The sequence below is a fragment of the Kaistella faecalis genome, from assembly GCF_019195395.1.
Classification (GTDB): domain Bacteria; phylum Bacteroidota; class Bacteroidia; order Flavobacteriales; family Weeksellaceae; genus Kaistella; species Kaistella faecalis.
Genome location: NZ_CP078067.1, coordinates 1,644,173 through 1,669,337, shown reverse-complemented (window position 1 = coordinate 1,669,337; position 25,165 = coordinate 1,644,173). Strand labels below are relative to the sequence as shown.

The 25,165-nt window shown below is 39.3% G+C and carries 21 protein-coding genes; 14 read left to right on the top strand and 7 right to left on the bottom strand.

The window, feature by feature from the left end; all coding sequences use genetic code 11:
• Window positions 1-80: 80 nt before the first annotated feature.
• Window positions 81-3,188, bottom strand: a complete 3,108-nt coding sequence (locus KTV93_RS07960) for a T9SS type A sorting domain-containing protein (protein WP_218248426.1) — start codon at window positions 3,186-3,188, stop codon at window positions 81-83.
• 410 nt (window positions 3,189-3,598) lie between these two features.
• Window positions 3,599-6,157: a type I DNA topoisomerase gene (gene topA, locus KTV93_RS07955; RefSeq protein ID WP_218248425.1), complete on the bottom strand. Its 2,559-nt coding sequence runs from the start codon at window positions 6,155-6,157 to the stop codon at window positions 3,599-3,601.
• A 209-nt stretch (window positions 6,158-6,366) separates the two neighbouring features.
• Between topA and KTV93_RS07950 the strand changes: the two genes are divergently transcribed.
• From KTV93_RS07950 to trpS, 7 genes are all read left to right on the top strand, one after another.
• Window positions 6,367-7,824, top strand: coding sequence for a histidine kinase (locus KTV93_RS07950; RefSeq protein ID WP_218248424.1), 1,458 nt, complete (start codon window positions 6,367-6,369; stop codon window positions 7,822-7,824).
• A 71-nt stretch (window positions 7,825-7,895) separates the two neighbouring features.
• Entirely contained in the window at window positions 7,896-11,363 is a 3,468-nt protein-coding gene (gene ileS / locus KTV93_RS07945) for an isoleucine--tRNA ligase (RefSeq protein ID WP_218248423.1), read from the top strand.
• A gap of 75 nt (window positions 11,364-11,438) precedes the next feature.
• The gene (locus KTV93_RS07940) at window positions 11,439-11,819 is read left to right on the top strand and encodes a TraR/DksA family transcriptional regulator (RefSeq protein ID WP_218248422.1); all 381 of its coding nucleotides are present in this window, start codon (window positions 11,439-11,441) and stop codon (window positions 11,817-11,819) included.
• A 99-nt stretch (window positions 11,820-11,918) separates the two neighbouring features.
• On the top strand, window positions 11,919-12,161 hold the full coding sequence (locus tag KTV93_RS07935) for a DUF6576 domain-containing protein (protein ID WP_218248421.1): 243 nt from the start codon (window positions 11,919-11,921) through the stop codon (window positions 12,159-12,161).
• Between the two features lie 8 nt (window positions 12,162-12,169).
• Window positions 12,170-12,370, top strand: coding sequence for a DUF2683 family protein (locus KTV93_RS07930; RefSeq protein WP_218248420.1), 201 nt, complete (start codon window positions 12,170-12,172; stop codon window positions 12,368-12,370).
• Entirely contained in the window at window positions 12,370-13,011 is a 642-nt protein-coding gene (locus KTV93_RS07925) for a lipoprotein signal peptidase (protein WP_218248419.1), read from the top strand. Before KTV93_RS07930 ends, KTV93_RS07925 begins: the two co-directional genes overlap by 1 nt.
• Before the next feature lie 108 nt (window positions 13,012-13,119).
• On the top strand, window positions 13,120-14,088 hold the full coding sequence (gene trpS, locus KTV93_RS07920) for a tryptophan--tRNA ligase (protein ID WP_218248418.1): 969 nt from the start codon (window positions 13,120-13,122) through the stop codon (window positions 14,086-14,088).
• Window positions 14,089-14,142: 54 nt separating this feature from the next.
• Here trpS and KTV93_RS07915 read toward each other — a convergent pair whose 3' ends face one another.
• The 5 genes from KTV93_RS07915 to KTV93_RS07895 all read right to left on the bottom strand — a co-directional run bounded on the left by KTV93_RS07915 (window position 14,143) and on the right by KTV93_RS07895 (window position 18,795).
• A complete protein-coding gene (locus KTV93_RS07915; RefSeq protein ID WP_218248417.1) occupies window positions 14,143-14,838 on the bottom strand; it encodes a YjjG family noncanonical pyrimidine nucleotidase in 696 nt (231 codons plus the stop codon).
• A gap of 206 nt (window positions 14,839-15,044) precedes the next feature.
• Entirely contained in the window at window positions 15,045-15,635 is a 591-nt protein-coding gene (locus tag KTV93_RS07910) for an RNA polymerase sigma factor (RefSeq protein WP_218248416.1), read from the bottom strand.
• A gap of 173 nt (window positions 15,636-15,808) precedes the next feature.
• Window positions 15,809-16,297 (bottom strand): hypothetical protein, encoded by a 489-nt coding sequence (locus KTV93_RS07905; RefSeq protein WP_218248415.1) that lies wholly within the window; start codon window positions 16,295-16,297, stop codon window positions 15,809-15,811.
• Window positions 16,298-16,377: 80 nt separating this feature from the next.
• Complete coding sequence (gene metK, locus KTV93_RS07900; protein WP_218248414.1) at window positions 16,378-17,658, bottom strand: methionine adenosyltransferase; 1,281 nt, start codon at window positions 17,656-17,658, stop codon at window positions 16,378-16,380.
• Between the two features lie 189 nt (window positions 17,659-17,847).
• Entirely contained in the window at window positions 17,848-18,795 is a 948-nt protein-coding gene (locus KTV93_RS07895; RefSeq protein WP_218248413.1) for a hydrogen peroxide-inducible genes activator, read from the bottom strand.
• 111 nt (window positions 18,796-18,906) lie between these two features.
• Here KTV93_RS07895 and KTV93_RS07890 point away from each other — a divergent pair, with 111 nt between their 5' ends.
• From KTV93_RS07890 to KTV93_RS07860, 7 genes are all read left to right on the top strand, one after another.
• On the top strand, window positions 18,907-20,403 hold the full coding sequence (locus KTV93_RS07890) for a catalase (RefSeq protein WP_218248412.1): 1,497 nt from the start codon (window positions 18,907-18,909) through the stop codon (window positions 20,401-20,403).
• Window positions 20,404-20,506: 103 nt separating this feature from the next.
• Window positions 20,507-21,274, top strand: a complete 768-nt coding sequence (locus KTV93_RS07885; RefSeq protein ID WP_218248411.1) for an enoyl-CoA hydratase/isomerase family protein — start codon at window positions 20,507-20,509, stop codon at window positions 21,272-21,274.
• A gap of 22 nt (window positions 21,275-21,296) precedes the next feature.
• Window positions 21,297-21,722, top strand: coding sequence for a deoxycytidylate deaminase (locus tag KTV93_RS07880; protein ID WP_218248410.1), 426 nt, complete (start codon window positions 21,297-21,299; stop codon window positions 21,720-21,722).
• A gap of 11 nt (window positions 21,723-21,733) precedes the next feature.
• Complete coding sequence (gene xerD / locus KTV93_RS07875; RefSeq protein WP_218248409.1) at window positions 21,734-22,639, top strand: site-specific tyrosine recombinase XerD; 906 nt, start codon at window positions 21,734-21,736, stop codon at window positions 22,637-22,639.
• On the top strand, window positions 22,639-23,157 hold the full coding sequence (locus KTV93_RS07870) for an NUDIX domain-containing protein (protein WP_218248408.1): 519 nt from the start codon (window positions 22,639-22,641) through the stop codon (window positions 23,155-23,157). Before xerD ends, KTV93_RS07870 begins: the two co-directional genes overlap by 1 nt.
• Before the next feature lie 41 nt (window positions 23,158-23,198).
• Window positions 23,199-23,906 (top strand): RluA family pseudouridine synthase, encoded by a 708-nt coding sequence (locus tag KTV93_RS07865; RefSeq protein ID WP_218248407.1) that lies wholly within the window; start codon window positions 23,199-23,201, stop codon window positions 23,904-23,906.
• Window positions 23,907-23,972: 66 nt separating this feature from the next.
• A complete protein-coding gene (locus tag KTV93_RS07860) occupies window positions 23,973-25,094 on the top strand; it encodes a glycosyltransferase (protein ID WP_218248406.1) in 1,122 nt (373 codons plus the stop codon).
• The last annotated feature ends 71 nt before the right edge of the window (window positions 25,095-25,165 follow it).

Below are 25,165 nucleotides of genomic sequence, written 5' to 3'. Positions count from 1 at the left end.
AAAAATGTGAGGTTTAGATCAACAAAAGTAACAAAAAAAGCACAACCTTAAGATTGTGCTTTGGGTAATTAATCAGTCAATTATTGTTTAATCATTTTTTTGGTAAGTGCCGAGCCATCCTTCATTGAAATTTTAATGAGATAAATCCCGTTCTGCATTTTTCCAGCGGATACTTTCTGGTTATTAATCTTGCCGCTAAGAAGAAGTTTGCCGCTGAAATCGTAGATCTCGAAGCTCACTGCATCGGGATTAGCGACATGAAATTCATCTTTGAAAGGATTTGGATATACCTGTAGGTCGCGTTTTTCAGGCTGCTGAATTACGGTCTGCGGCTGCTGCGTGGTAAGTATCTGGCTGCTTCTTTCTACCGGGGTTCCCAGCAGTCTTTTTTCATCTTTAGCGCATCTCACGTTCATGCCTGCCTGTGGGTAAACTCCGGTTCCGGACTGCATTTTATTCCCTTCAAACTGCATTGCAAGTGCAAAACCGGTATTCATATCTGCCATAGCTGCAGTCCAAACTCCGGTTCTTTCCAGTGTTACTTTATTTCCTCCCAACTCGCCTCTTATACCGTCTTTAGGGAACTGCCCGATGGCAAAGGATGAATCTTCGAATTTCCACCCGTTGTTGCCTGCCGAGCTTCCTTTATAAAAGTTGGCGATATCGTGCCACTGGTCCTGGATTACACCGGGTTTACCGTAGGCATCATTGCTGTAGCTGTTGAACCAAGGTGAATTTCCTTTGGAACCGATGTAAAGATGTGTGAGGGAAACATCAGGTACACGCCAGCCTTCAGGACAGGGATCGAAAGGCGATTTTTTGTCTGCATGCCCCCATCGGTTGTCTGCTACACCACGCTCATCGGAAACCCAGTCGCGTACTTTTTTCAAATCGTTACCATAATGGTTACCGCCATCGTAGATTGCTCCTGTTCCTTTGTGGTATAAAAACCTTAGCGGATTCTGTATCGAATACTTGATATTTTCGCTTATTTTCTTGGAGCGCACAGGATTTGATGATCCGTAAACTTCATAAGAATCCGTGTAATCATATTCGTAATTTTTCCCGTTCAGGTCGATGTAATTAATAGTTTCACCTTTAAAAGATAAATAGGGCCAAAAAACCTGCTGTCCTTTAGATTCGAGGTAAATGATGTCGGTATTCATGGTTGCAAATGAAGGAATAGGATCTTTTCTTCCCCACTGGTAATGGAGTCCGCCAGCCAACCCAGAGTTAATGTCACTGCTTTCCGCACCCAAATTTCTGTCCATAAAGACAGTTTTTAAAGGCGGCATTTTACTTACAGTGGCGTTTACAAAATTATAGTCCGCCGGAACTTCATTTTCTGTAATGTAAGTCACCGCATTTACAGTAGGATCTTCGTTGGTCGCCCAGATATGCCAGCTCCAAAGCACAGGATTGTCTTTATTATTATTGTGAAGGGAGATTACTGCATTTCCTTTTTCTGACGGATTCAGCTTAAGAACGATTGAGGATTTTCTGGCATCTTTAGGATGATGGTTAATATAAGCCTCCTCGATCAATGCTGTATTGGTAGTCCAAAGCACGTTTGCAATAAGGTCTTTATCATCCAGCATTTCCTGATCAGACAGAATCTGATTGTAGACTGAAAATGCCTTGCTCACCGGTATCTGTAATTCGCTTTGATCTACAACCACGTAAGAGTTAGGATTCTCTAAACCTTCAGTGTAGTTTTCTTTTGCGCTTGCAAAATATTCTGTCGGAAAATCACCGATTTTTGCAAGATTGGGATCTTTCATGCATTTTACCGCATTTCCGGATTTGGTGGGATTTGTCTGGTTATTGTAAATCGCATGAAGACCTACGCTGGTATTTGTTCTGAAAGGATCCGAGACCATTGAAAATATTCTTGCCCCATCGTAGGAATAAGTAGCACTCCACAGACCACCATTAGCATTTTCGTCCTGAAATGTGATGCCGACCGGCGCATTAGGTGCAGTTGAATTGGGATAATATACGTATCCGCCCGACACCGGTATAACTCCTAAATTTCTGACTCCTCCCTGCGCACTGGTGAAATCCATTCCCAAACCTGGGTAAACCCTGATCCCGTCTAGACTTGGATTTACCGATGTGGGAAAAAGCTGTCTGTTTGCGACCACATTATCATCATTATTCCAGTCGCGCTTTCCGAAGAAAGCTAAATTATTGTTCTGGGTTTCGCGGCCATAATATGACGGTACCCGCCAGCCGTTCGGACATGGATCCAGTTCAGACTTCAGTTCATAAGAGCGGCTTTCTTTCTTCAATGCTGCGTTAGAACTGTTTCCGTTGCTGTTGCCGCCTTTCGCATTATCTGACCATAAATCCCATGTCATATAATTGGGACTTGTTCCTGCAACTTTGTATCTGCTGCTCGAAAACCAGTTTCCGGTAGCATCAGTATTAATAATATACGTAATCGGATTGTTGACCGAAAATTTGATGTTTTTTTCGATTTCATTGAAAGGTCTTACCTGCACCGGAATCGTATTTACAGGATCGATCTGACGATGTCTCAAAACTCCTACTTCGCCGGAAACTTCATAGAAATCTGCATCCTTGTAAACTAAAGGCGGAAATGGATCTTTTCTGCCCCATTCATACATTAAACCACCGGATTTCTGCCACTCGTTACCCAAAAAACTATCGGTAACAGCGCCTAAATTCCTATCCATGTATTCGACACTAATCAGATTTCCATCAATATCAGTTTCTGTACCATGATAATAAGCTACCCCATTCTGTGGATCATCGGTTACCCAAATATGCCAGCTCCAGTATATGGTTCCGTCAACTTTAAAGGCTATTACAGCATTACCCTTGCCTTTGCCTTTATTGATAGCTACCTTGATTTTAGAATCCGCCGGATTGGAAGAAGATGAAATACTCACTTTTTCTACAAGTCCCGGAACATCTTCCCAATAAATTGAAGCGGACTGAATTCCGGCAGGAATTGGAGTAAAGGAGCCGTTGGTTTTCAAATACTCGTAATTAGACCAAATTTCGTATGCTTTTCTAACGGGAATTTCTATGCCCCCGTAATTTTTTGACTGGGCTAATTCTAAATCGTAAATGTAACTGTTGGGAGCTTTAGCATAATTCGCTGATTGCGAATACGCGGCATTTGCTAAAAAGCAAAATACTAACAGATGAAGTCTGGTCATAGATAAAAAAATATTACAAAGGTTAACTTGTAAATTTTTTTAGCATCGTTTGTGTTTGTGTTTTCTAATCCAAATAGTATTTTTTTCCTAAATTCATCTGTGCGGAGGCAAATATATAAATATAATCCACATTCAAACTAAAAATTTTCACAATTAAACCGTCAGAAATAAAATTTTCAAAGAATGTAAGTGACTATATATGAGATAAAAACCCTCGTAGAAAGCGATTCAGAAGATTCTGCCTCTCTCAAAAAAAATTAATATTCAATGCCTTGTAAATTAAATAATACTTCAAAGCTAAATTGCTAAAAAAATGATACTTCCGGGCTATCACTGCCGTGAATGTTACGTTTAAAAAGAAAAAGACCCGATGAACAAATCATCAGGTCTTATATTCTTGTACTTAGTAACTATTTCTTTTTTGACACAGGTTTTTTAACTGTAGTTTTCTTGGCTGTAGTTTTCTTGGCAACCGCTTTTTTAGGTTTTTCCTTAAAAGCATTTTTATCCTGTGCGGTGATCCATTTTTTTACCTCATCCAAAGAAACGTCTGCAAGTTCTTCCGCAGTATACTTTTCATCTTTCTTTGTTTTAGGAATTTTGAACATGGTTTTCCCGAATTTAACAAATGGGCCCCATCTGCCATTTTCAATGGAGATTTTCTCTTTTTCCCACTGCTGAATATATCGGTTGGCTTCTTTTTCAAGCTTTGCATCGATAAGTTCGTTAATGTCGCTTTGAGAAAGATTTTCGAAATCATAACGCTTCGGAACATTAATGAAAAGTGACTGGTATTTAATAAACGGTCCGAATCTCCCGCTTCCTTTTGTTACCGGCTCGCCCTTATAAGTTGCGATTGGTGCATCTGCAATCTTTTTCTCTTTAATGATTTCTTCTGCACGTTCCTGAGTAACAGAAAGAGGATCCTCCCCACGTGGAATACTGATGAAAGTTTCGCCCCATTTCACATAAGGCCCGAACCTGCCGACACCGACTGTAACAGACTGACCTTCAAATTCTTTCAAATCAAAAGGAACTTTGAAGAGTTCCAAAGCCTCGTCTAACGTTATTGTTGCGATATTCTGCGAAGGCATCAGACTTGCGAAAATCGGTTTTTCCTCGTCATCCTGCTCGCCAATCTGAACCATCGGTCCAAACCTGCCTATTCTTGTAATTACATTTTTGCCGGATTTGGGATCAACACCAAGTATTCGTTCTCCGTTTGCGCGGTCAGCATTTTCTTCTACATCAGCAATTTTAGGATGGAAATCTTTGTAAAAGCCCTGTAAAACTTCTTTCCATTTTTCTGATCCACTGGCTATTTCGTCAAAATCCTGCTCTACTTTTGCAGTAAATCCGAAATCTAAAATTTCAGCAAAATTCTGCGTCAGGAAATCATTTACCACTTCGCCAATATCGGTTGGGACAAATTTATTTTTATCACCGCCGAATTTTTCTGTTAAGATTTCTTTTTTGAGCTCTTTTTTGCTCAGAGACATCTTAAGAATTTCTCTTTCTTGCGGAAGAATCTCGCGTTTATCCACATATTCACGGTTCTGAATAGTCTGGATGGTTGGGGCGTAGGTTGAAGGTCTTCCGATGCCCAATTCCTCCAGTTTTTTCACCAAACCTGCTTCGGTATATCTTGCAGCGGGTTTTGTGAATTTTTCGGTGGCTTCAATCTTCTTATAATCCAGGAATTCCCCTACTGAAACTTTCGGTAATAACTTTTCATTGTTTTCTTCATCATCTTCATCGGTCCTTGTGATTCCGTATACTTTAAGGAAACCGTCAAAAACAATAACCTCGCCCTGTGCTTCGAAATGCTGCGGAAGTTTCGGATTACCGATTTCGATCACTGTTTTTTCGATTTTGGCATTCGTCATCTGACTTGCCAAAGTTCTTTTATAAATTAACTGGTACAGTTTATTGAGCTGCTCATCGCCGATTCTCTTTACAGAAAAATCTGTCGGGCGTATAGCTTCGTGCGCTTCCTGGGCTGATGCTGATTTGGTGGTATAATTGCGCGGATTGGAATATTGATCACCAAATTCAGATATAATCTGAGATTTTGCGCCGTTGATGGCTTCCTGAGAAAGATTCACGGAATCGGTTCTCATATAAGTAATAAAACCTTCTTCGTATAACCTTTGTGCTACCCGCATTGTCGCAGTTACACCATAACCTAAACGGTTACTCGCTTCCTGCTGCAAAGTTGAAGTGGTGAATGGTGCTGAAGCAGTACGGGTTCCAGGTTTTTTTTCCACATTCAGAACTTTAAATTCTGTGTTTTGGGAAAGATTCAGGAAATCTTCAGCATCGCTCTCTTTAGCAAAGTCTTTTTTGAGTTTCGCAGAAATTTCCTGCTTGTTATTATTAAGGAAAATGCCCTCTACCTTAAACGCTGATTTAGGCTGAAAACCTCTTATCTCGAGTTCTCTTTCTACAACCAGCCGCACAGCTACAGACTGCACACGACCTGCAGAAAGCCCTGTTTTCACTTTTTTCCACAGCACAGGTGACATTTCGAAACCTACGATACGGTCCAGAATTCTTCTTGCCTGCTGCGCGTTTACCAGGTTCTGGTCAATTTTACGGGGGTTTTCTATTGCTTTCAGGATTGCATTTTTTGTAATCTCATGAAATACAATACGTTTCGTGTTGTCGTCTTTTAATTTCAGTTCCTCTGCAAGATGCCATGCAATAGCTTCACCTTCCCTGTCCTCATCGGAAGCAAGCCAAACCATATCGGCTTTCTTCACTGCGGCTTTCAGTTCGGTAACGAGTTTCTTTTTATCTGGAGAAACTTCGTAATCCGGGGTGAATGTTGACAAATCAATCCCCATTCCTTTTTTGGGTAAATCGCGGATGTGTCCGAAACTGGATTTCACTTCGAAATCCTTTCCCAGATACTTCTGAATGGTTTTTGCTTTCGCCGGCGACTCTACAATGACTAAATTTTTTGACATCAAGAAAATTTTTGCAAAAGTAGAAGTTTTTTTTTAATGTTATTTCCACCAGCTCTGAATTCACTGCGATGATCGCATTTTCTAACGGCTGATGCAGACGGAAAGAACAATGCCTCAGCACGATAAAATATAAAATTAATTTGCAATAAATGAATAAATTTCACGCTTTATGATATAAATTTCTATTTTTGAACAAACTCCGGTACAGCATGACAGATCTTTTTACTGCCCTTATCGAAAAGGACGCCCACAACAGCATTCTGTATACGGTATTGGGTGGGTTACTTCTTCTTGCTGTATTTCATCTTGGGATGTTTCTGCAGAATAAAGATAAATCTTACCTGCTTTACAGTCTCTATACCATGTTTTCGTTCATTGCCTATATGCCTGTTGCGGAAAGCGGCTTTGTAGCTTCACTTTCTAAAACAGCTGGTCTGGATAACGATTCCAAAATATTTTTCACGATCGTATTCAACTGTATCTATTTTTTCTTTTTTGCGGAATTTTTAAATATTAAAAGTATTAACCGGAAATGGTACCGCATTATTGTCTTTCCGGTAATCGTACTTTTAATTGCAGGCGCTTTGATATTTATTGGACACAAAATTTATGGTTTAGATCATATCTTCAATTGGTACAAAAATGCATTCATATATCTAATTACGTTGCAGACCGTAATTTCATTCTATATTCTTACTAAAGTAAAGAACAATCTTAAATATTATATCATTTTCGGCGGGATTATCTTGTTCATATGTTCCATAGTTGGAGAGAGAACGGTGCGCGAAATTCCTGCTCTTAATCTAAGCAGGAAAATGGGTGATTTTATTTATTTCGTGGGCTTGCTTATCGAAAACATAGCATTTTCCCTGGCGTTAGGTCATAAACAAAGGATAAATCATGAGCAAAAAGTAACCTTTCACAAAGATTTAATCTTGGAACTGCAGAGAAATGAACGGCTTAAAGATGAAATGACCAGGGAAAACGAAAAACGCTTAACTGTAGAAAACGACAAGATAAAATACCTGCAGGAAATCTCTGACCTTAAGTTTTCACTGCTGCAGAGCCGTATGAATCCTCATTTCATTTTCAACGCACTGAATTCTGTTAAATATTACATTCTCGAAAACGATTCCCAAAACGCCGTAGATTATTTGACAAAATTCTCTAAAATTATCCGAATAAGTTTAGCAGCATCATCACTGAGGGAATTTACCCTTACCGAAGAATTGCAGACGCTGAAACTCTATATGGATATCGAAAATCTGCGGTTTGAAAATAAAATAGATTTCACGATTCACGCAGCCCCGGATATTGATCCCGATCGGGTGAGATTGCCACCTATGGTACTGCAGCCTTTTATAGAAAACTCCATTCTGCACGGAATTGCGGCGGTACACGATAAAAAAATTAGCGTCGAAATATTATCAGTACCGGATAAAATTCTTATCCTAATCACCGACAACGGAATCGGCAGAGACAGAGCTGCAAAGATCAACGCCATCCGCAGCACGCACACCAAATCACTTGGAATTGAAATCGCGCGTGATATGTTGAAAAATTATTTCGGCGCAGGTAATTTCAGTGTTGTTTACACCGATCTTCACGAAAATAATATCGCAAGCGGAACAACGGTAGAAATCTCCATTCCGAAACCTGAAAATTAGCGCTTAAAATACGTCAGAAATTGCTATATTCGCAAACTTAATTAGGATCAATCTATTTGAACTGACTGACAATGAAGAAGTTTACCGAATATAAAAATCTAGATCTCACCGCGGTCGCTCAAAACGTTTCAGGATTCTGGAATGAGCATCAAACCTTTAAAAAATCTGTAGAAATCCGCCAGGGAAAACCTGAGTATGTTTTTTACGAAGGTCCGCCTTCTGCCAACGGAATGCCGGGGATTCACCACGTGATGGCAAGAGCACTGAAAGACATTTTCTGTCGCTACCAAACCCAGAACGGAAAACAGGTTTTCCGGAAAGCCGGTTGGGACACCCATGGTTTACCAATAGAATTGGGCGTGGAGAAAGAATTAGGCATTACCAAAGAAGATATCGGGACTAAAATTTCCGTTGAAGAATACAATCAGGCCTGTAGAAATGCAGTAATGCGCTACACCGATGTTTGGAATGATCTTACAGAAAAAATCGGTTACTGGGTAGATCTGGAAGATCCTTATATCACCTACGAGCCAAAATACATGGAAACCGTTTGGTGGCTTCTGAAACAGCTTTACGACAAAAGTTTACTTTATAAAGGCTACACCATTCAGCCTTACTCGCCGGCAGCCGGAACAGGTTTAAGTTCACACGAACTCAACCAGCCCGGGACTTACCGCGATGTTTCAGACACAACAGTTGTTGCACAGTTTAAGGTTAAAAAACTGGCTGATGCATTGACTTCAAAGCTTAATTCAGGTAAAACCACCAATTTAGAAAACGAAACCTGCGGCGGTGTAAATCACTGGGCAGAGTTTGACCAAAATAATCACGAGCCGATTCACATTCTTGCCTGGACTACGACGCCATGGACATTGCCTTCGAACACCGCGCTTGCTGTTGGAAAAGATATTGAATATGTATTGGTTAAAACTTTTAATCAATATACTTTTGAGCCAATCAACATTATTTTAGCTAAAGTCTTGGTTCAAAAGAACTTTGGAAAAAAATATTCGGAGGGAAGCGATGAAGATTTCGCGAATTACACTTCAGAAACCAAAGTAATTCCTTATCAAATTCTCGCTGAATTCACCGGTGAAGATCTTGCCGGAACCGTGTATGAGCAACTAATTCCATGGTTTTTACCGGCTGAAAATCCTGAAAATGCGTTTAAAGTAATCATTGGAGATTTCGTTACAACAGAAGACGGAACTGGAATCGTACACATCGCGCCAACTTTCGGTGCGGATGATGCGCGCGTTGCCAAAGAGAATGGTATTTCGCCAATGTTGGTGAAGGATGAAAACGGCAACCTTGTGCCTTTGGTTGATCTCCAGGGAAAATTTATTTCAGGTGGAAATACACCTGAACTTTTTGCGGGAAAATATATTAAAAACGAATATTACGACGAAGGTTCAGCTCCGGAAAAGTCCTGGGATGTTGAACTGGCCATCCTGTTAAAAACGGAAAACAAAGCCTTTAAAGTTGAAAAATACGTTCACAGTTATCCGCATTGCTGGAGAACCGACAAACCAGTCCTCTACTATCCGTTGGATTCATGGTTCGTAAAAATGACGGCGGTGAAAAACCGTTTGGTAGAACTGAACGAAACCATTAACTGGAAACCGAAATCTACCGGTGAAGGACGTTTTGCAAACTGGCTTGAAAATGTAAACGACTGGAATCTTTCCCGCTCCAGATATTGGGGAATTCCGTTGCCGATCTGGCGTAGTGAGGATTTGAAAGAAGAAATAATCATCGGATCTGTTGAAGAACTGATGACTGAAATTCAGAAATCTATTGACGTTGGTTTCATGTCCACAAATCCTTTTGAAGGATTTGAAAACGGAAACATGTCCAAAGAAAACTATGCGAAAATCGATTTGCATAAGAACATTGTGGATGAAATTATCTTGGTTTCAGATTCCGGCAAACCGATGAAACGCGAATCCGATCTGATTGATGTTTGGTTTGATTCCGGTTCTATGCCGTACGCGCAGCTTCATTACCCGTTTGAAAATAAGGAACTGATCGATGAAAGAAAAGCTTTCCCTGCGGATTTTATCGCGGAAGGAGTTGATCAGACAAGAGGTTGGTTTTATACGCTTCACGCCATCGGAACAGCTGTTTTTGATTCGGTTGCTTATAAAAATGTGATGTCGAACGGTTTGGTTTTGGATAAAAACGGACAAAAAATGTCTAAACGCCTCGGAAATGCTGTTGACCCATTCGAAACGTTACAGAAATACGGTCCTGATGCGACAAGATGGTATATGATTGCCAACGCAAATCCTTGGGAAAACCTGAAATTTGATGTGGAAGGCATTGATGAAGTACGCCGTAAATTCTTCGGAACTTTATACAATACTTACTCATTCTTCGCGCTTTATGCGAATGTTGACGGATTTAATTATTCAGAAAAAGAAGTTGAAAACCGTCCGGAAATTGACCGCTGGATTTTGTCTGAATTAAATCTTCTCGTAAAAGAAGTTACCGAATTTTACAACGATTACGAACCAACAAAGATTGCAAGAGCGATCAATAACTTCGTGAATGACAACTTAAGCAACTGGTATGTAAGACTTTGCAGAAGGCGTTTCTGGAAAGGTGATTATTCAGAAGATAAAATTTCAGCTTACCAAACTCTGTACACTTGTCTCGAAACCGTTTCTAAAATTGCGGCTCCCATTGCGCCGTTCTTTATGGATCAGTTGTTTCAGGATCTGAATAAAATTACCGGTAAAGATCAGGCAGAATCAGTGCATTTAACTGATTTCCCGAAAGCGGATGAAGCACTTATCGACCAGGATTTAGTTGAAAAAACGCATTTGGCGCAACAGATCACATCAATGGTTTTCTCTTTGAGAAAGAAAGAAAATATAAAGGTTCGTCAGCCTCTTCAAAAAGTAATGATTCCCGTTTTGGATTCGAAGACTGAAGCACAGATTTTAGCCGTTTCCGAACTCATCAAACAGGAAGTTAATGTGAAAGAGCTGGTACTGATCAACGCTGACGAAGCTTCACATCTGATTGTGAAACAGATTAAGCCCAACTTTAAAACATTAGGTTCAAGGCTTGGAAAAGACATGAAATCCGTCGGCGCGGCCATCTCAGGTTTGAGTGCTGAGCAGATCTCTATGCTTGAAAAAGATGGAAAAATGATGATTGAAGGTTATGAAATTACAACAGACGATGTTGAAATTTTCACCAAAGATATTCCGGGATGGACGGTTGCCAATGAAGGAAAAATGACTGTGGCACTGGATTTGACGATCACCGACGAACTGAAAGCAGAGGGAATTGCGAGAGAATTCATCAATCGTGTACAGAATCTTAGAAAAGATAAAGACTTCGACCTTACAGACCGCATAACCATTCAGGTTGAGGCGAACTCTCCTTTTGAAAAGGAACTTATTAACAATCAACTATATATTTCGGAAGAAGTATTGTCAGATAAAATAGAAATTGTAAATTCACTTTCAAATTTTGATGAAATTGAAATTGACGACGTGAAATTTAAATTATTGGTAAACAAAGTTTGATGTAAACGGAAATTTAATTAAGAATTCGAAATTCTTCACACCCTAAAAAACACAAACGATTTCAAACAAAAAAACATGGCAGAAGAAAGACAACGTTACAGTGACAGTGACCTGAAGGAGTTTAAAGAACTTATTCAGCAAAAAATAGAAAAGGCAGAAAGAGATTTAATGCTGATCCGCGAAAGTTTCATCAACGACCAAAACAACGGAACTGATGATACTTCGCCTACATTCAAAGCATTTGAAGAAGGTGCGGAAACCCTCAGCAAAGAGCAGAATGCAATTTTGGCCGGAAGACAGGAAAAATTCGTACGCGACCTGAAAAATGCACTTATCCGTATCGAAAACAAAACTTACGGAATTTGCAGAGTAACAGGAAAATTAATTGGAAAAGACCGGTTGAGAGCTGTTCCGCACGCTACACTAAGTATTGAAGCTAAAAATCTGCAGCGATAGTTTCAGCTAAAGTACTAAGTAATATGTACAAAGTATAGTGTATTTTCAACTTAAAATACATTGTACTTTGTACATTTTACATTTCTAAAAAAAATAAGAATGGAGGTCCTCTACCTTTTGTTTGCTGTCTCAGTAATTTTCATCTACTTTTTTCGGCGGGCTCTTAAAGAAAAATTCGTCCCAAATAAAGGAAAATATTACACCATCGATGATCAGTACAATGCCGAACGAAGAAACCGCGAGATTGAAATCGACAGTCTGCTTGCTAAAATGGGCAAAAACGGAGTGAACGATCTTTCAGAAAAAGACAGAAAACGCCTCGAAGAACTTTCAAAAAAATAAACCTTAAAATGGAATCATTAATTGTTCATCCCAAAAACCAGATGGAACTCAACGCGTTGAAAAGCGTGATGAAGGATATGGGAATCCGATATGAAAAGTTTCATACCAGAAACACCAAGTCTCCGCAGAAATCTGAACCCAGAACTCCGGTAAAAAAAGACCAAAAAATAACCAGACAAACTAAAGACAAACCAAAGACTGATCTGTAATGAAGAAAATCGCATTAATCACTTTCATCATCCTTTTAATCGATCAGATCTCTAAATTTTACATTAAAACCACTTTTCATTTAGGCGAAAGTGTTGATGTTTTACCTGGTTTCAAACTTACTTTTGTAGAAAATCCCGGAATGGCTTACGGCTTTCATTTTGGCGGCCTTCTTGGGAAATATGCGTTGGTAATTCTACGCATATTCCTTATCGGCGGCATGATTTATCTTTTCCGCAAATGGCTTAAGGAAGGCATCAACAGCAATTATCTTTTAATCCCGATGGCGATGATCTTTGCCGGAGCAATTGGTAATCTGATCGACGGAATGTTTTACGGAATGATCTTCGACAGCGGTACGATGTACGACGAGAGTGTAAACCGCTGGATCGATTACGGGGGAATATCAAAGGTTACAGAATTCGGAAACGGCTATTCTCATTTCATGAAGGGCTGCGTGGTAGATATGCTGCATTTTCCCCTTGTAGACTGGTGGGTGCCGGAAAGCTGGCCTCTTATCGGCGGAAAGCATATTGAATTTTTCAAATACATTTTCAATATTGCAGATGCTGCGATAACCGTAGGCGGAGTATTACTGCTGATTTTCAGAAAGAAAGCATTTCCGGAAGGATTTGACTTTTAAAACAGTAAAGAAAACTTCAGCAATTGTCTGGAGTTTTTTATTTCCTTATTTTTGTACGGCTTTAAAAAGCTGCATTCATCCTATATTTAAAACAGAATTTACACTAATATGTCACGAATCCTCACCGGAATACAGGCAACAGGAACGCCGCATTTGGGAAACCTTTTGGGCGCAATTATTCCTGCAATCGAACTGTCGAAAAAATCTGAAAACGAATCGTTTCTCTTTATTGCAAACATGCATTCGCTCACCCAGATTAAAAATGCTGCTGAACTGAAGAAAAACACGTACGAGATTGCTGCAGCGTGGCTTGCATGCGGATTGGATACGGAGAAGACTTTTTTTTACAGACAAAGCGATATACCCGAAGTTTGTGAGCTTTCATGGTATCTTTCGTGCTTTTTTCCATATCAGAGGCTTACTTTAGCGCATTCTTTCAAAGATAAGGCAGACCGTTTGGAAGATGTGAACGCCGGTCTTTTTACCTATCCGGTCTTGATGGCTGCGGACATTCTGCTTTATGATGCAGAAGTGGTTCCTGTAGGCAAAGACCAGCTTCAGCACCTTGAAATGGCGCGGGACATGGGCGCGAGATTCAATCACCAAATGGGTGAAGTGTTTGTTTTGCCTAATGCAGAACTTCAGGAAGACACCAAATATGTTCCCGGAACAGACGGACAGAAAATGAGTAAATCCCGCGGAAATATCATTAATATTTTTCTTTCTGAAAAAGAACTGAAAAAACAGGTGATGGGGATTGAAACCGATTCGAAATCTCTGGAAGAACCAAAAGATCCGGAAACCGACAAAATTTTCGCGATATACAAACTTATTGCAACAACTGAAGAAACTGCCGTTCTTGAGCAGAAATATCTTGCCGGAAATTTTGGTTACGGACATGCTAAAACGGAGCTTCTAAATCTCATCCTTACTAGATTTGCGAAGGAAAGAGAGTTATTTGCATATTACATGAATAATCTGCCGGAGTTAGATGAAAAACTACAACAGGGCGCCGACAAGACGAGACAAGTAGCTTCAGAAACCCTGAAGAGAGTTCGCGAGAGCTTAGGTATGTAATTCCGATTTCACATAAAAAAACAAAACCCTTTCGTTTCTGAAAGGGTTTTTCTATTATAAAATTGTTTTTAACTCGGCCAGCTTTTTAATAACGGTAACTTCATCTGCCTTATAATTATCATTAAAAACATCAAAGAAAACCACTTTCAACCCAAAAGATTTTGCACCTTCTACATCGGCAATCCAGTCGTCACCAATCATCATGGATTCTTCTTTCTGCGCGCCGGCTTTGTTCAGTGCGTATTCATAGACTTCCGGGTGAGGTTTGCGGATGTTGATTTCATCGGCACTCGTAATGGTTTCAAAATAATTTTTAATGCCCGAAAGTTCACATTTTCGGTAAGTGACCTCCTTAAAACCATTGGAAAGGATATGAAGTTTATATTTCTTCTCGGAAAGATATTCCAGAAGTTCGAAAGCCCCTTCTACCAGATCATTATAATTAAGAATTTCATCAAGAAAATTATTTTCGAGGGTTTGTGACAGTTCGAAATCATCAATCCCAAAAAAAAGAAAAGAATCGTAAAACCTGTGTTTTCTCAGATATTCTTTATCGATTTCGCCATCGCGGATCTGCGCCCAAAGTCTCTCGTTGATCGTAAAATATTCTTTATGGAAATCTTCGAAGCCAAGGTTATATTTTTCCTGTACGTTTTCCCGGGTAAATATATCTTTTAGGGTTAGATAAGCGTTTCTGCGGTGATCCCAAAGCGTATTATCGAGATCAAAAAAAATGTGCTGAATTTTCATACAGCACAAATTTAGGGATTAAGATTAGTTCTTGGAAACAATTTGGTTTTTACTTTTAGTTTTCAAAACCGCGATGCTTTTAGAATAACTTAAGAGAAAATCAATAGTTTGCTTTTTTGGTTTCAAAAGTTTTTCGTTTAGAGTGTCATTTTTTTTCATAGGCGAAAAGTTGTTTCTCTAAAAACGAAAGTTTTTTTAAAATATTATTATCTGGTCAAAATAATCTTATGTTCTTCCATAATTTTACGGAGATTAATTAGTGCGTAGCGCACGCGGCCTAAGGTTGTATTAATGCTGGTTTCAGTTTGATCTGCAATCTCCTTGAAACTTAAACCGTCAAAGAAACGAAGCTTGATGACTTCCTGCTGATTTTGGGGTAAAAATATGAGCATTTTCATCAAATCGTCCTGAATCTGCTGGCTTATCAACCGTTCTTCAATATTCTCTTCTTTACCGGAAATCAAATCAAATATTGAGAATTCATCATTCTCATACGAAGTCTCGGAAACTTTGATGTGTTTCGATTTCAAACGGTAATGGTCAATAATTAGGTTATGAGCGATTCGTTTTGCCCAAAGGATAAATTTGCCTTCCTCATTATATCGCCCTTCTTTCAGGGTGACAATAATTTTCATGAAAGTATCCTGAAAGATATCATTGGCCAGATCTTCATCCATTAATTTATAAAAAATAAAAGAAAATAGATCTTTTTGGTGGCGCTCTATAAGAATTGAAAGTGTTTTTTCGTTACCATTACGGTACTCCGAAATCAACCAGCTATCTGTTTTTGTTTTCATAACTCACTTCTGTTTTTTACCCGTGATATAGTCCCGATCAGTTAAATCAGGTTGGGGATGCGGGGTTTGTAAGAAGTAGAGTCTAATCGATAGAAATGGTTTTGTTTAGCTGGTAAAAATAGTAAAAAAGTTAATACCGTGTTAAAAATTCTGAGAAATTTAAAAATAATTTATTATTTCATTAAATCATTCAACATAACGATCGGTATATTGAGAGTAAAATTCAAATTCAGGCCTTTTAATTCTTTTCCGTTAATTCCGGATTTATCAATCGGAAAAGCGTAACCTCCCGTTAAATCAATGATACCGAATAAAGTAGCTCCAATCTTAGGTGCAACATATTTGGTAGTCACTTCTGCACCTGCAAGAAAATAATAAGAGTGATAGATATCGACATTTCTTTCGAAATTAATTAAAATATCACCCTGAAGCTTAGGTAAAACTGCAAATTCCCCGTTCGCCGAGCCTAACATTGCAGCTGCTCCCAATCTGTAAATCATATCATCATTTTCCAGAAAAAGAAGCTTTCCTCCTACTTCTGCAAAACTTTGATTCTGGTAAACATATCCTACGTGTACAAGCTTATGCATTGTAAGCTGCGCTTTCGCGTACTGGGTCATAAAAAGCAACAGCAGAATGGGCAGCACCAGAATTTTCTTCATTTTAGGATTTTGTTTCGACGGTAAAGTTAAAAAAAACTGCTTTATCGTTCAGAATAAAGCAGTTTAAATATTTTAAGGAATTATATCCCGAATTGTTTTTTGATTTCTTCAACCTTGTCTAATTTTTCCCAGGTGAAAAACTCAAGATTTTCAACGGTCAACTCATTAGATTTTCCTTTGTTAAAAGTTTTACTTCCTGTATAGTAATCTCTTCCCATATGTCCGTAAGAAGCGGTTTCCTGATAAATTGGATTTCTCAGCTTCAGATTCTGTTCAATTGCATATGGTCTCAGGTCAAATATTTTCTGAACTTTCTCAGCGATTTCCCCGTCATGGAAACTTACTTTTGAAGTTCCGTAGGTATTGATGTACAAACCACAAGGTTCAGCAACACCGATCGCGTAAGAAACCTGTACCAGGACCTCATCCGCAATCCCTGCTGCAACAAGATTTTTCGCAATGTGTCTTACTGCGTAGGCGGCACTTCTATCGACTTTCGACGGATCTTTCCCCGAAAATGCACCTCCACCGTGAGCACCTTTACCTCCGTAGGTATCTACGATAATTTTTCTCCCGGTTAAGCCGGTATCACCGTGTGGTCCTCCGATTACGAATTTCCCGGTAGGATTAATGTGGTATTTGATCTGGTCATTAAACAGTGCCTGAATTTCTAATTTCTGAGCAGCTTTAACTTTAGGAATCAGGATTTCGATGATATCTTTTCTGATTTTTGCGAGCATTGCTTCATCACTTCCGAAATCGTCGTGCTGTGTAGAAACTACAATTGAATCTATTCTAATAGGCTTATGATCGTCAGAATATTCAATCGTTACCTGAGATTTTGCATCCGGACGGAGGTAAGGAATCGCTTCTCCTTCCCTTCTTAAAGCTGAAAGTTCGCGAAGGATGGTATGGGCCAAATCCAAAGCAAGTGGCATATAATTATCGGTCTCATTCGTCGCGTAACCAAACATCATTCCCTGGTCACCGGCTCCCTGAGCATTTGCTTTTGTTTCGAAATCTGCGTTTTCATCTGCACGTTCAACACCCTGATTGATATCCGGAGACTGTTCGTGAATCGCGGAGATCACACCACACGAATCACCATTGAACATATATTCGCCTTTGGTATACCCAATTTCGTTAATTACTTTTCGGGCAATATCCTGAACGTCAAGGTAGGCCTGCGATTTCACCTCACCTGCCAAAACAACTTGTCCTGTGGTGACTAAGGTTTCGCACGCTACTTTTGAACTTGGGTCATAGGCCAGAAAATTATCGATGAGTGCATCGGAAATTTGATCGGCTACTTTATCAGGATGACCTTCTGAAACGGACTCAGACGTAAATAAATAGGACATATTTCTTTTGTTTTTTTAAATTAAAATTTAAGAAAAAAAGGAAGCGATTACAAAAGAAACTAAAATAGAAATTCTGTTTTAGCATTTTTTAGGGAGGTTGCAATCAGTTCAAATTTTTCCTCTTGAAAGTATCAGTCTGCAAATTTACAGATATTTGTTGAATCACAAAATTTATTAACCTAATTAAAATCATTGCGGTTTCACACTCATATAATCTTCGGGATTGCTGTTAAAACTCAATTTACTGTCGAGGGATTCCTTGATTGAATGCGCCATTTCATCTAATATTTTCTGCTTATAGGTAGGCTTGTAGTAGATTAAACTGATTTCCCGGTAAGGAAAAGGCTTTCTGAATCTTGCGATTTTATCTTTTTGTGTATCAGATAATTGCGGAATAGCAAGTTCAGGAAGAATGGTAATTCCCCCAACTTTGTCAACCATCTGTATTAAAGTATTAATATTCGAGGCTAGAAAATCCAGATTTTTAGGCTTCAGAGAATTTTCTTTTAAAGGACAGATATTTTCAAACTGGGTGCGCAGGCAGTTTCCTTCCTCAAGAAGCCATACTTTATTACTGTCGATTTCTTCAGGCACCACAAAAGTATCATCTTTCGTAGAAGCTTCTGAGGAATAAATCATCAGCTCTTCGTTGAACAGAAAATGCTGGTAAAATTCGCTCGCTGCATCATACGGTGTGGAAATAATTCCCGCATCCAATTCACCGGATTTCAGCGATTTTATAATACTGTCGGTCGTCATTTCCTTTACGTTGAGCTCAATTTTTGGATTCTCGTTCAAAAAATCAAAAATTTCTGAAGGTAAAATATAACTTGAAACCGTCGGAATAATTCCAAGGTTCAGTTTCCCGGCCAACACATTGTTCAGCAAACTTGCCTTGTTCCGCAACTCGTTCACCGCATCAATTACCCGTTTGGCCTCATCAATGATCTGTATTCCGACATCAGTAGTACGGATTGGGTGAGTGGTTCTGTCGAAAATCTTCACATCCAGCTCATCCTCAAACTTCTGAATCATGGCACTAAGAGTGGGTTGTGTGATAAAACAGGCCTGCGCGGCTTTACCGAAATGTTTGTATTTATCTACCGCGATAAGATATTCTAATTGCTGAATGTTCATTTAATTGCATTTATCTATCACAAAGATACAGCCTTTTCTTGATTTGGGTCAAAAATTAAACGTTCCTCCAACACTAAATTCCTTAAATTTGTGTCCTCAAACAATTGATCTATGGACTCAAAAAAACTTACCTCCAGTTCAGGAGCACCTTATTTCGAACATCAGGATTCACAAACAGTTGGTGCCCGTGGACCGGTCCTTCTCCAAGATTTTATTCTGCAGGAAAATCTTGCACATTTTGTAAGAGAAAGAATTCCTGAAAGAATTGTACACGCGAAAGGCAGCGGTGCTTATGGAAAATTCACAGTTACACATGATATTTCAAAATATACGAAAGCAAAACTCTTTTCTAAAGTAGGCAGTGAATGCCGGATGTTTGCACGATTTTCTACCGTGGGCGGCGAAAAAGGAAGCGCTGATACCGAAAGAGATCCGCGCGGTTTTGCCCTTAAGTTTTATACCGAAGACGGCAACTGGGATTTAGTTGGAAATAATACGCCAGTATTTTTCATCAAAGACGCCAAAAAGTTCCCCGATTTCATTCATACCCAAAAACGTGTTCCAAAAACAAATTTAAAAAGCGCCACGATGATGTGGGATTTTTGGAGTCACAATCCAGAATCACTTCATCAGGTCCTCATTTTAATGTCGGATCGCGGAACCCCCTATGGATACAGACATATGCACGGGTTTGGCTCTCACACTTTTTCCATGATTAATCATGAAAACGAAAGAGTTTGGGTTAAGTTTCATTTTAAATCACAACAGGGAATCAAAAATTTCACGAATGAAAGCGCTATACAAATGAAGGGTGAAAATCCGGATTTCGCGCAGGAAGATTTGGTGAATGCCATCGAAGAAGGTAATTTTCCGAAATGGACACTTTACATCCAGGTAATGACTGAAGATCAGGCTAAAGAATTCCGATGGAATCCGTTTGACGTTACCAAAGTTTGGCCGAAAAGCGAATTCCCGCTTATTGAAGTGGGAGAAATGGAATTGAATGAAATCCCAAACAATTTCTTTGCACATGTGGAACAGGCTACGTTTTCACCAAGTAATCTCATTAACGGAATTAGCTTCTCGCCCGATAAAATGCTGCAGGGCAGATTGTTTTCTTACCCCGACGCGCAGCGATATCGCGTAGGAGTTAACGCCAACCAACTGGAAGTAAACCGCTGTCCTTTTGCAGTGAATAATTACCAAAGAGACGGTGCCATGGCAGATTCCAGCAGGTATCAGGATGCACCCAATTATTATCCGAACAGTTTCGACGATATCAAACCGAATCCGCAGTACAGAAATTTCGAGTATGATTTAGACAGCAGCAGTGTTGCTCATTTCAACCGTAACGAGAATGATGATGATCATTATACACAGCCCGGGCTGCTTTATACCAAAGCAATGAATCAGCAGGACAGGGAGAATTTAATCCACAACATTATCAGTTCGATGAAGGGGATTTCCGGTCCCAAAAGAGAAGAGATTATAAACCGGCAGCTTTGCCATTTTTTCCGCGCAAATATTGAGCTGGGGATGAAAATTGCGATGGGTCTACAGATCAACATTGATGGAAATATGATCAATCACTCCAAAAGTGAGTATTAAACTGCCTGAAGTTTGCCCAAAATGCATATATCATTGCATTATTCTTGAAAATTCCGAAAAAAAAAGCTAATTTGCAGGAAAGAAAAAAACTTTTAACATAAAGATGATTTACGAAAATATAATCCTAGGAAACGAAGGAAAAATTGCCACTGTTACAATAAATCGGCCCGAAAGTCTCAATGCCCTCAATTATAAAACAATACGGGAACTGAGTGATGCTTTTGGAAAACTAAATGATGACCGCGAAATAAGGGTAATTATTTTGACCGGAAGTGGTGAAAAGTCATTCGTTGCAGGTGCAGACATCAAAGAGTTTTCTGACTTCGGAACCGAAGCGGCTGAAGATTTAGCCAGAAACGGGCAGAACTTATTGTTCAATAAAATCGAAAATCTAAATAAACCAGTAATTGCAGCCGTAAACGGATTTGCCCTTGGCGGCGGTCTGGAACTCGCGATGGCCTGTCATATCCGTTACGCTTCAGACAATGCAAAATTAGGATTACCAGAAGTAACTTTAGGACTGATCCCAGGTTACGGCGGGACACAGCGTTTGCCTCTATTGGTAGGCAAAGGAATTGCCAACGAACTTATTTTCTCCGCTAAAATGATCACGGCAGAAAGGGCTAAAGAAATCGGATTGGTAAACGAAGTTTTTAGTTCTTCGGAACTTTTAGAGAAAACCAAAGAATTGGCGACACTCATCTCTAGAAACTCCCCAATGGGAATTTCTAAAGCAATTGCCGCAGTAAATCTTGCAGGAACTTCAAATGGATTTGAAACAGAAATAAAATCCTTCGGCGAATTGTTTGAAATGGACGATAAAAAAGAAGGCGTCGCAGCATTTTTAGAAAAAAGGAAACCTGCATTTTAAGTATTAAAAAAATATTTCGTTATTGGAATCTACTAAATTTGATAAGGCCTATCTTAAAATGGCAATGGAATGGGCAAAACTCTCCTATTGCAAAAGAAAACAGGTGGGTGCGCTTATCGTAAAGGACCGCATGATTATTTCCGACGGCTACAACGGCACTCCTTCCGGATTCGAAAACTGCTGTGAAGACGGAGCCGGGAAAACCCATTGGTACGTTCTGCACGCAGAAGCCAATGCAATTCTGAAATTAGCAGGTTCTACACAGTCGGCAAAAGATGCCACACTCTATTTAACTTTATCGCCATGCAAGGAATGCAGCAAACTTGCTGTACAGGCAGGCATAAAGAAAATAGTATATATGGATGATTATTCAGATAATGCCGGGGTGGGGTTTCTTCGGGATCATGGAATAGAAATTCTGCAAATTCCGAAAGAAGAACTTTTATAAAACACAAATATATGACCTGGGATGAAAAAATTAAAGATTTCGAAAACTTTTTAAGATTCGAAAGGAACTTCTCCGACAATACGCTTGATGCCTATTTGCGGGACGTTCGGAAATTAAGAGATTACGCTGAGTTCGACATGGACAATACCGGCCCCCTCACAATTACCTACGAGAACATTCAGGAATTCCTGTTTCAATTTTCAAAGAAAAAATTCAGCGAACGCACCCAAGCGCGGTGGATTTCTTCAATCAAAGCTTTCTTCAAATATTTAGTGGAAGACGAAGCCCGCGAAGACAATCCTGCAACACTGCTGGAAGGACCCAAACTGGGGCTTTATCTACCTGACACACTAAGTTTTGACGACGTTAACAGAATTATTAAAGTCATCAATATTTCAACAGATTTAGGACGCAGAAACCACTGTATGATTGAAGTGCTCTACGGTTGCGGTCTTCGTGTTTCCGAACTTATCGATCTCAAGATCTCGAACATCAATTTCAAAGAATCTTATCTGAAAGTAGAAGGGAAAGGTGACAAATCCCGTTTTGTACCGTTGGCTGCTTATACCTCAAAACTGATTAAAGAGTACATACGAGACATCAGGTCAAAATATAAAATCAATAAAAAGTGTGAGGACATTTTGTTTCTAAACAGCCGCGGATCTTCTATGTCCAGGGTAATTGTCTTTATCATTATTAAAGAATTAACCGAAAAAGCCGGGATTAACAAGAAAATTTCCCCACATACTTTTCGTCATTCTTTTGCGACTCATCTTTTACAGAATGGAGCCGATCTACGATATATTCAGGAAATGCTTGGCCATTCCAGTATTACCACGACCGAAATTTATACCCATTTGAAGAATGAAGAACTGCGGGATGTAATTCTTAATTATCATCCACGAAATATCGATTGATGGAAAATCTCAGATTCTGCCCTAAGTGCGGTAATGAAAGCTTAAAGTGGGACGGGGAGAAAAAATGGAACTGCACTAAATGCGATTACGTACTTTTTCACAATGTAGCTGGCGCTGTAGCAGTAGTGATCCGCTGCGGAAATGAAATCCTTTTGACCCGACGAAATCAGGAGCCCAAGAAAGCAAAGCTCGATTTAGCCGGTGGTTTTGTGGATCCCAAAGAAAGTGCAGAACACACATGCGTCCGGGAACTTTACGAAGAAATGAAAATTCAGGTTGATATTTCTAAACTCAAATATCTGGCGAGCTTACCGAATGTATATGAGTATAAAAACATCGTTTACAACACTTTAGATCTCTTTTACGAATATAGAATTGATGAAAAATTTGATGCTGATCTGGAGATTTCTGAAATATCCGAAACAGTTTGGCTAAGGATAAACGAAATCGATTCGGAAGACATCGCATTTGATTCTCAAAGGATTTTTCTGGAGAAATATAAAAATCAACAATCCTAAAGCAGAGTTTTGTTGTAATTTTGGAACTCGAAATAGTACTCATGCAGCAATCCACAACATTAAACTTCGACTCTCAGATCGTATTCGAAGACAACCATCTTCTCATCATCAACAAAAAAGCAGGTCAGCTCGTTCAGGGCGACAAAACCGGCGATGCATCACTGCTTGATATTATTAAAAATTTCATTAAAAAAAGAGATCAAAAACCGGGAAATGTATTTTTAGGACTGGTTCACCGTATTGACAGACCTACATCTGGTCTCGTGATTTATGCGAAAACTTCCAAATCATTGACTCGTTTAACTCAAATGGTAAAAAACCGTGAAATCCGAAAGACATACTGGGCGGTTGTGGCTAAAGAAATGATTCCGCAAAGCCAGCGACTCGTACATTATCTTCAGAAAAATGAGAAAACGAACAAGTCTACCGTTTTTATAAAACCCACCGAAAATGCCAAGGAAGCTATTTTAAACTACCAAATTCTGAAGTCTCTGGACAATTTTCAGCTGCTTGAAATCGATCTGGAAACTGGCCGGCATCACCAGATCCGCGCGCAGTTATCAAAAATTGGCGTCCCGATAAAAGGTGATTTAAAATATGGTGCCGCAAGAAGCAATGCTGATGGCGGGATTCATCTTCACGCACGCAGGTTAGAATTTATTCATCCCGTAACCAAAGAAAGTCTGGTGGTTGTAGCGCCTCTTCCGCAAAATGACGCAGTTTGGGCTGCATGTGAAACATCTAATTAAAGTCTGAATCCCATTCAGGCTTTTTTTGGCTAAAATAATTCCCTATTTTTGTTTGATTATAACAACATGCGGTACAAAATTCTCTTTATTTCATCGTGGTTTCCGAACAGATTAGAGCCGACTAACGGAAATTTTGTTCAGCGTCACGCGGAAGCGGTCTCGCAGTTACATAATGTAGAGGTTCTTCACGCCATCGGTGATCCGACCCAGAAAGAGGACTTTATTTTCGATGATAAGATGATCAACGGAATCCGCACTCTGATCGTTTACTACCAACAAACCGCTAATCCCGCTGTTAATTTTATCCGAAGAATGAAGGCCTACAGAAAAGGCTTTGCTAAAATTCACAAGCCTGATCTGGTTCATGCAAATGTTTTGCAGAACAATTTACTATTTGCACTTTACTTAAAGATAAGGCACAAAATTCCATTTGTAGTAACCGAGCACTGGTCGGGTTTTCTGAGGATTAAGCGTCACAGCCTTTCTAAATTTCAGCTTTTTACAGCCAGGAAAATTGCCGGAAAAGCCTCTTATCTTCTGCCGGTGAGCCAATATCTTTTGAAGGATTTAAAATCGCTGGGATTCAAAAACAAAATGGAAGTCATTCAAAATGTAGTTGACACCAATTTATTTCATTTAAAAACGTCAGCTCCGGAAAAATTTACTTTCCTACATATTTCGAACCTGATTCCGCTGAAAAACCCTGAAAAGATTCTCGGTGCAGCGGTGCGTTTATACCAAGATATTCCTGATTTTGAACTACAGATCGGTGGTGACGGCGATGTAGAAAAGCTGAATCAACTGGTAAAAAAATTTGGTGCTGAAAGTTATATAAAAACCTTTCCCATGCTTACTTTAAATGAAGTATCCGAAAAGATGCGCGGGAGTAGCTGCTTTATTCTTTTCAGCGATTACGAAAACTTCCCGTGTGTTCTGCTTGAAGCACTTTCTACAGGCACACCTGCTATTGCAACAAATGTTGGGGGCATACCGGAAATCATCAGCAGTAAAAATGGGATTTTAATCAGCAATTCCGAAGATGAACTTTACGAAGCGATGAAAAAGGTCTTAAAGCAAAAAACAGAATTCGAGGATCCAAATAAATTGCACGAATTTGTAGAAGATCATTTCTCCATGGGTAAAATCGCACAAAAATTTAATGAAATTTATCGCCAGGTTTTGAACTAAAATCTCAAAAACTTCTTTTCCGTGTATAATTTTATGTAAATTAACTTTTCAAACAAAAATTGAATACTTAC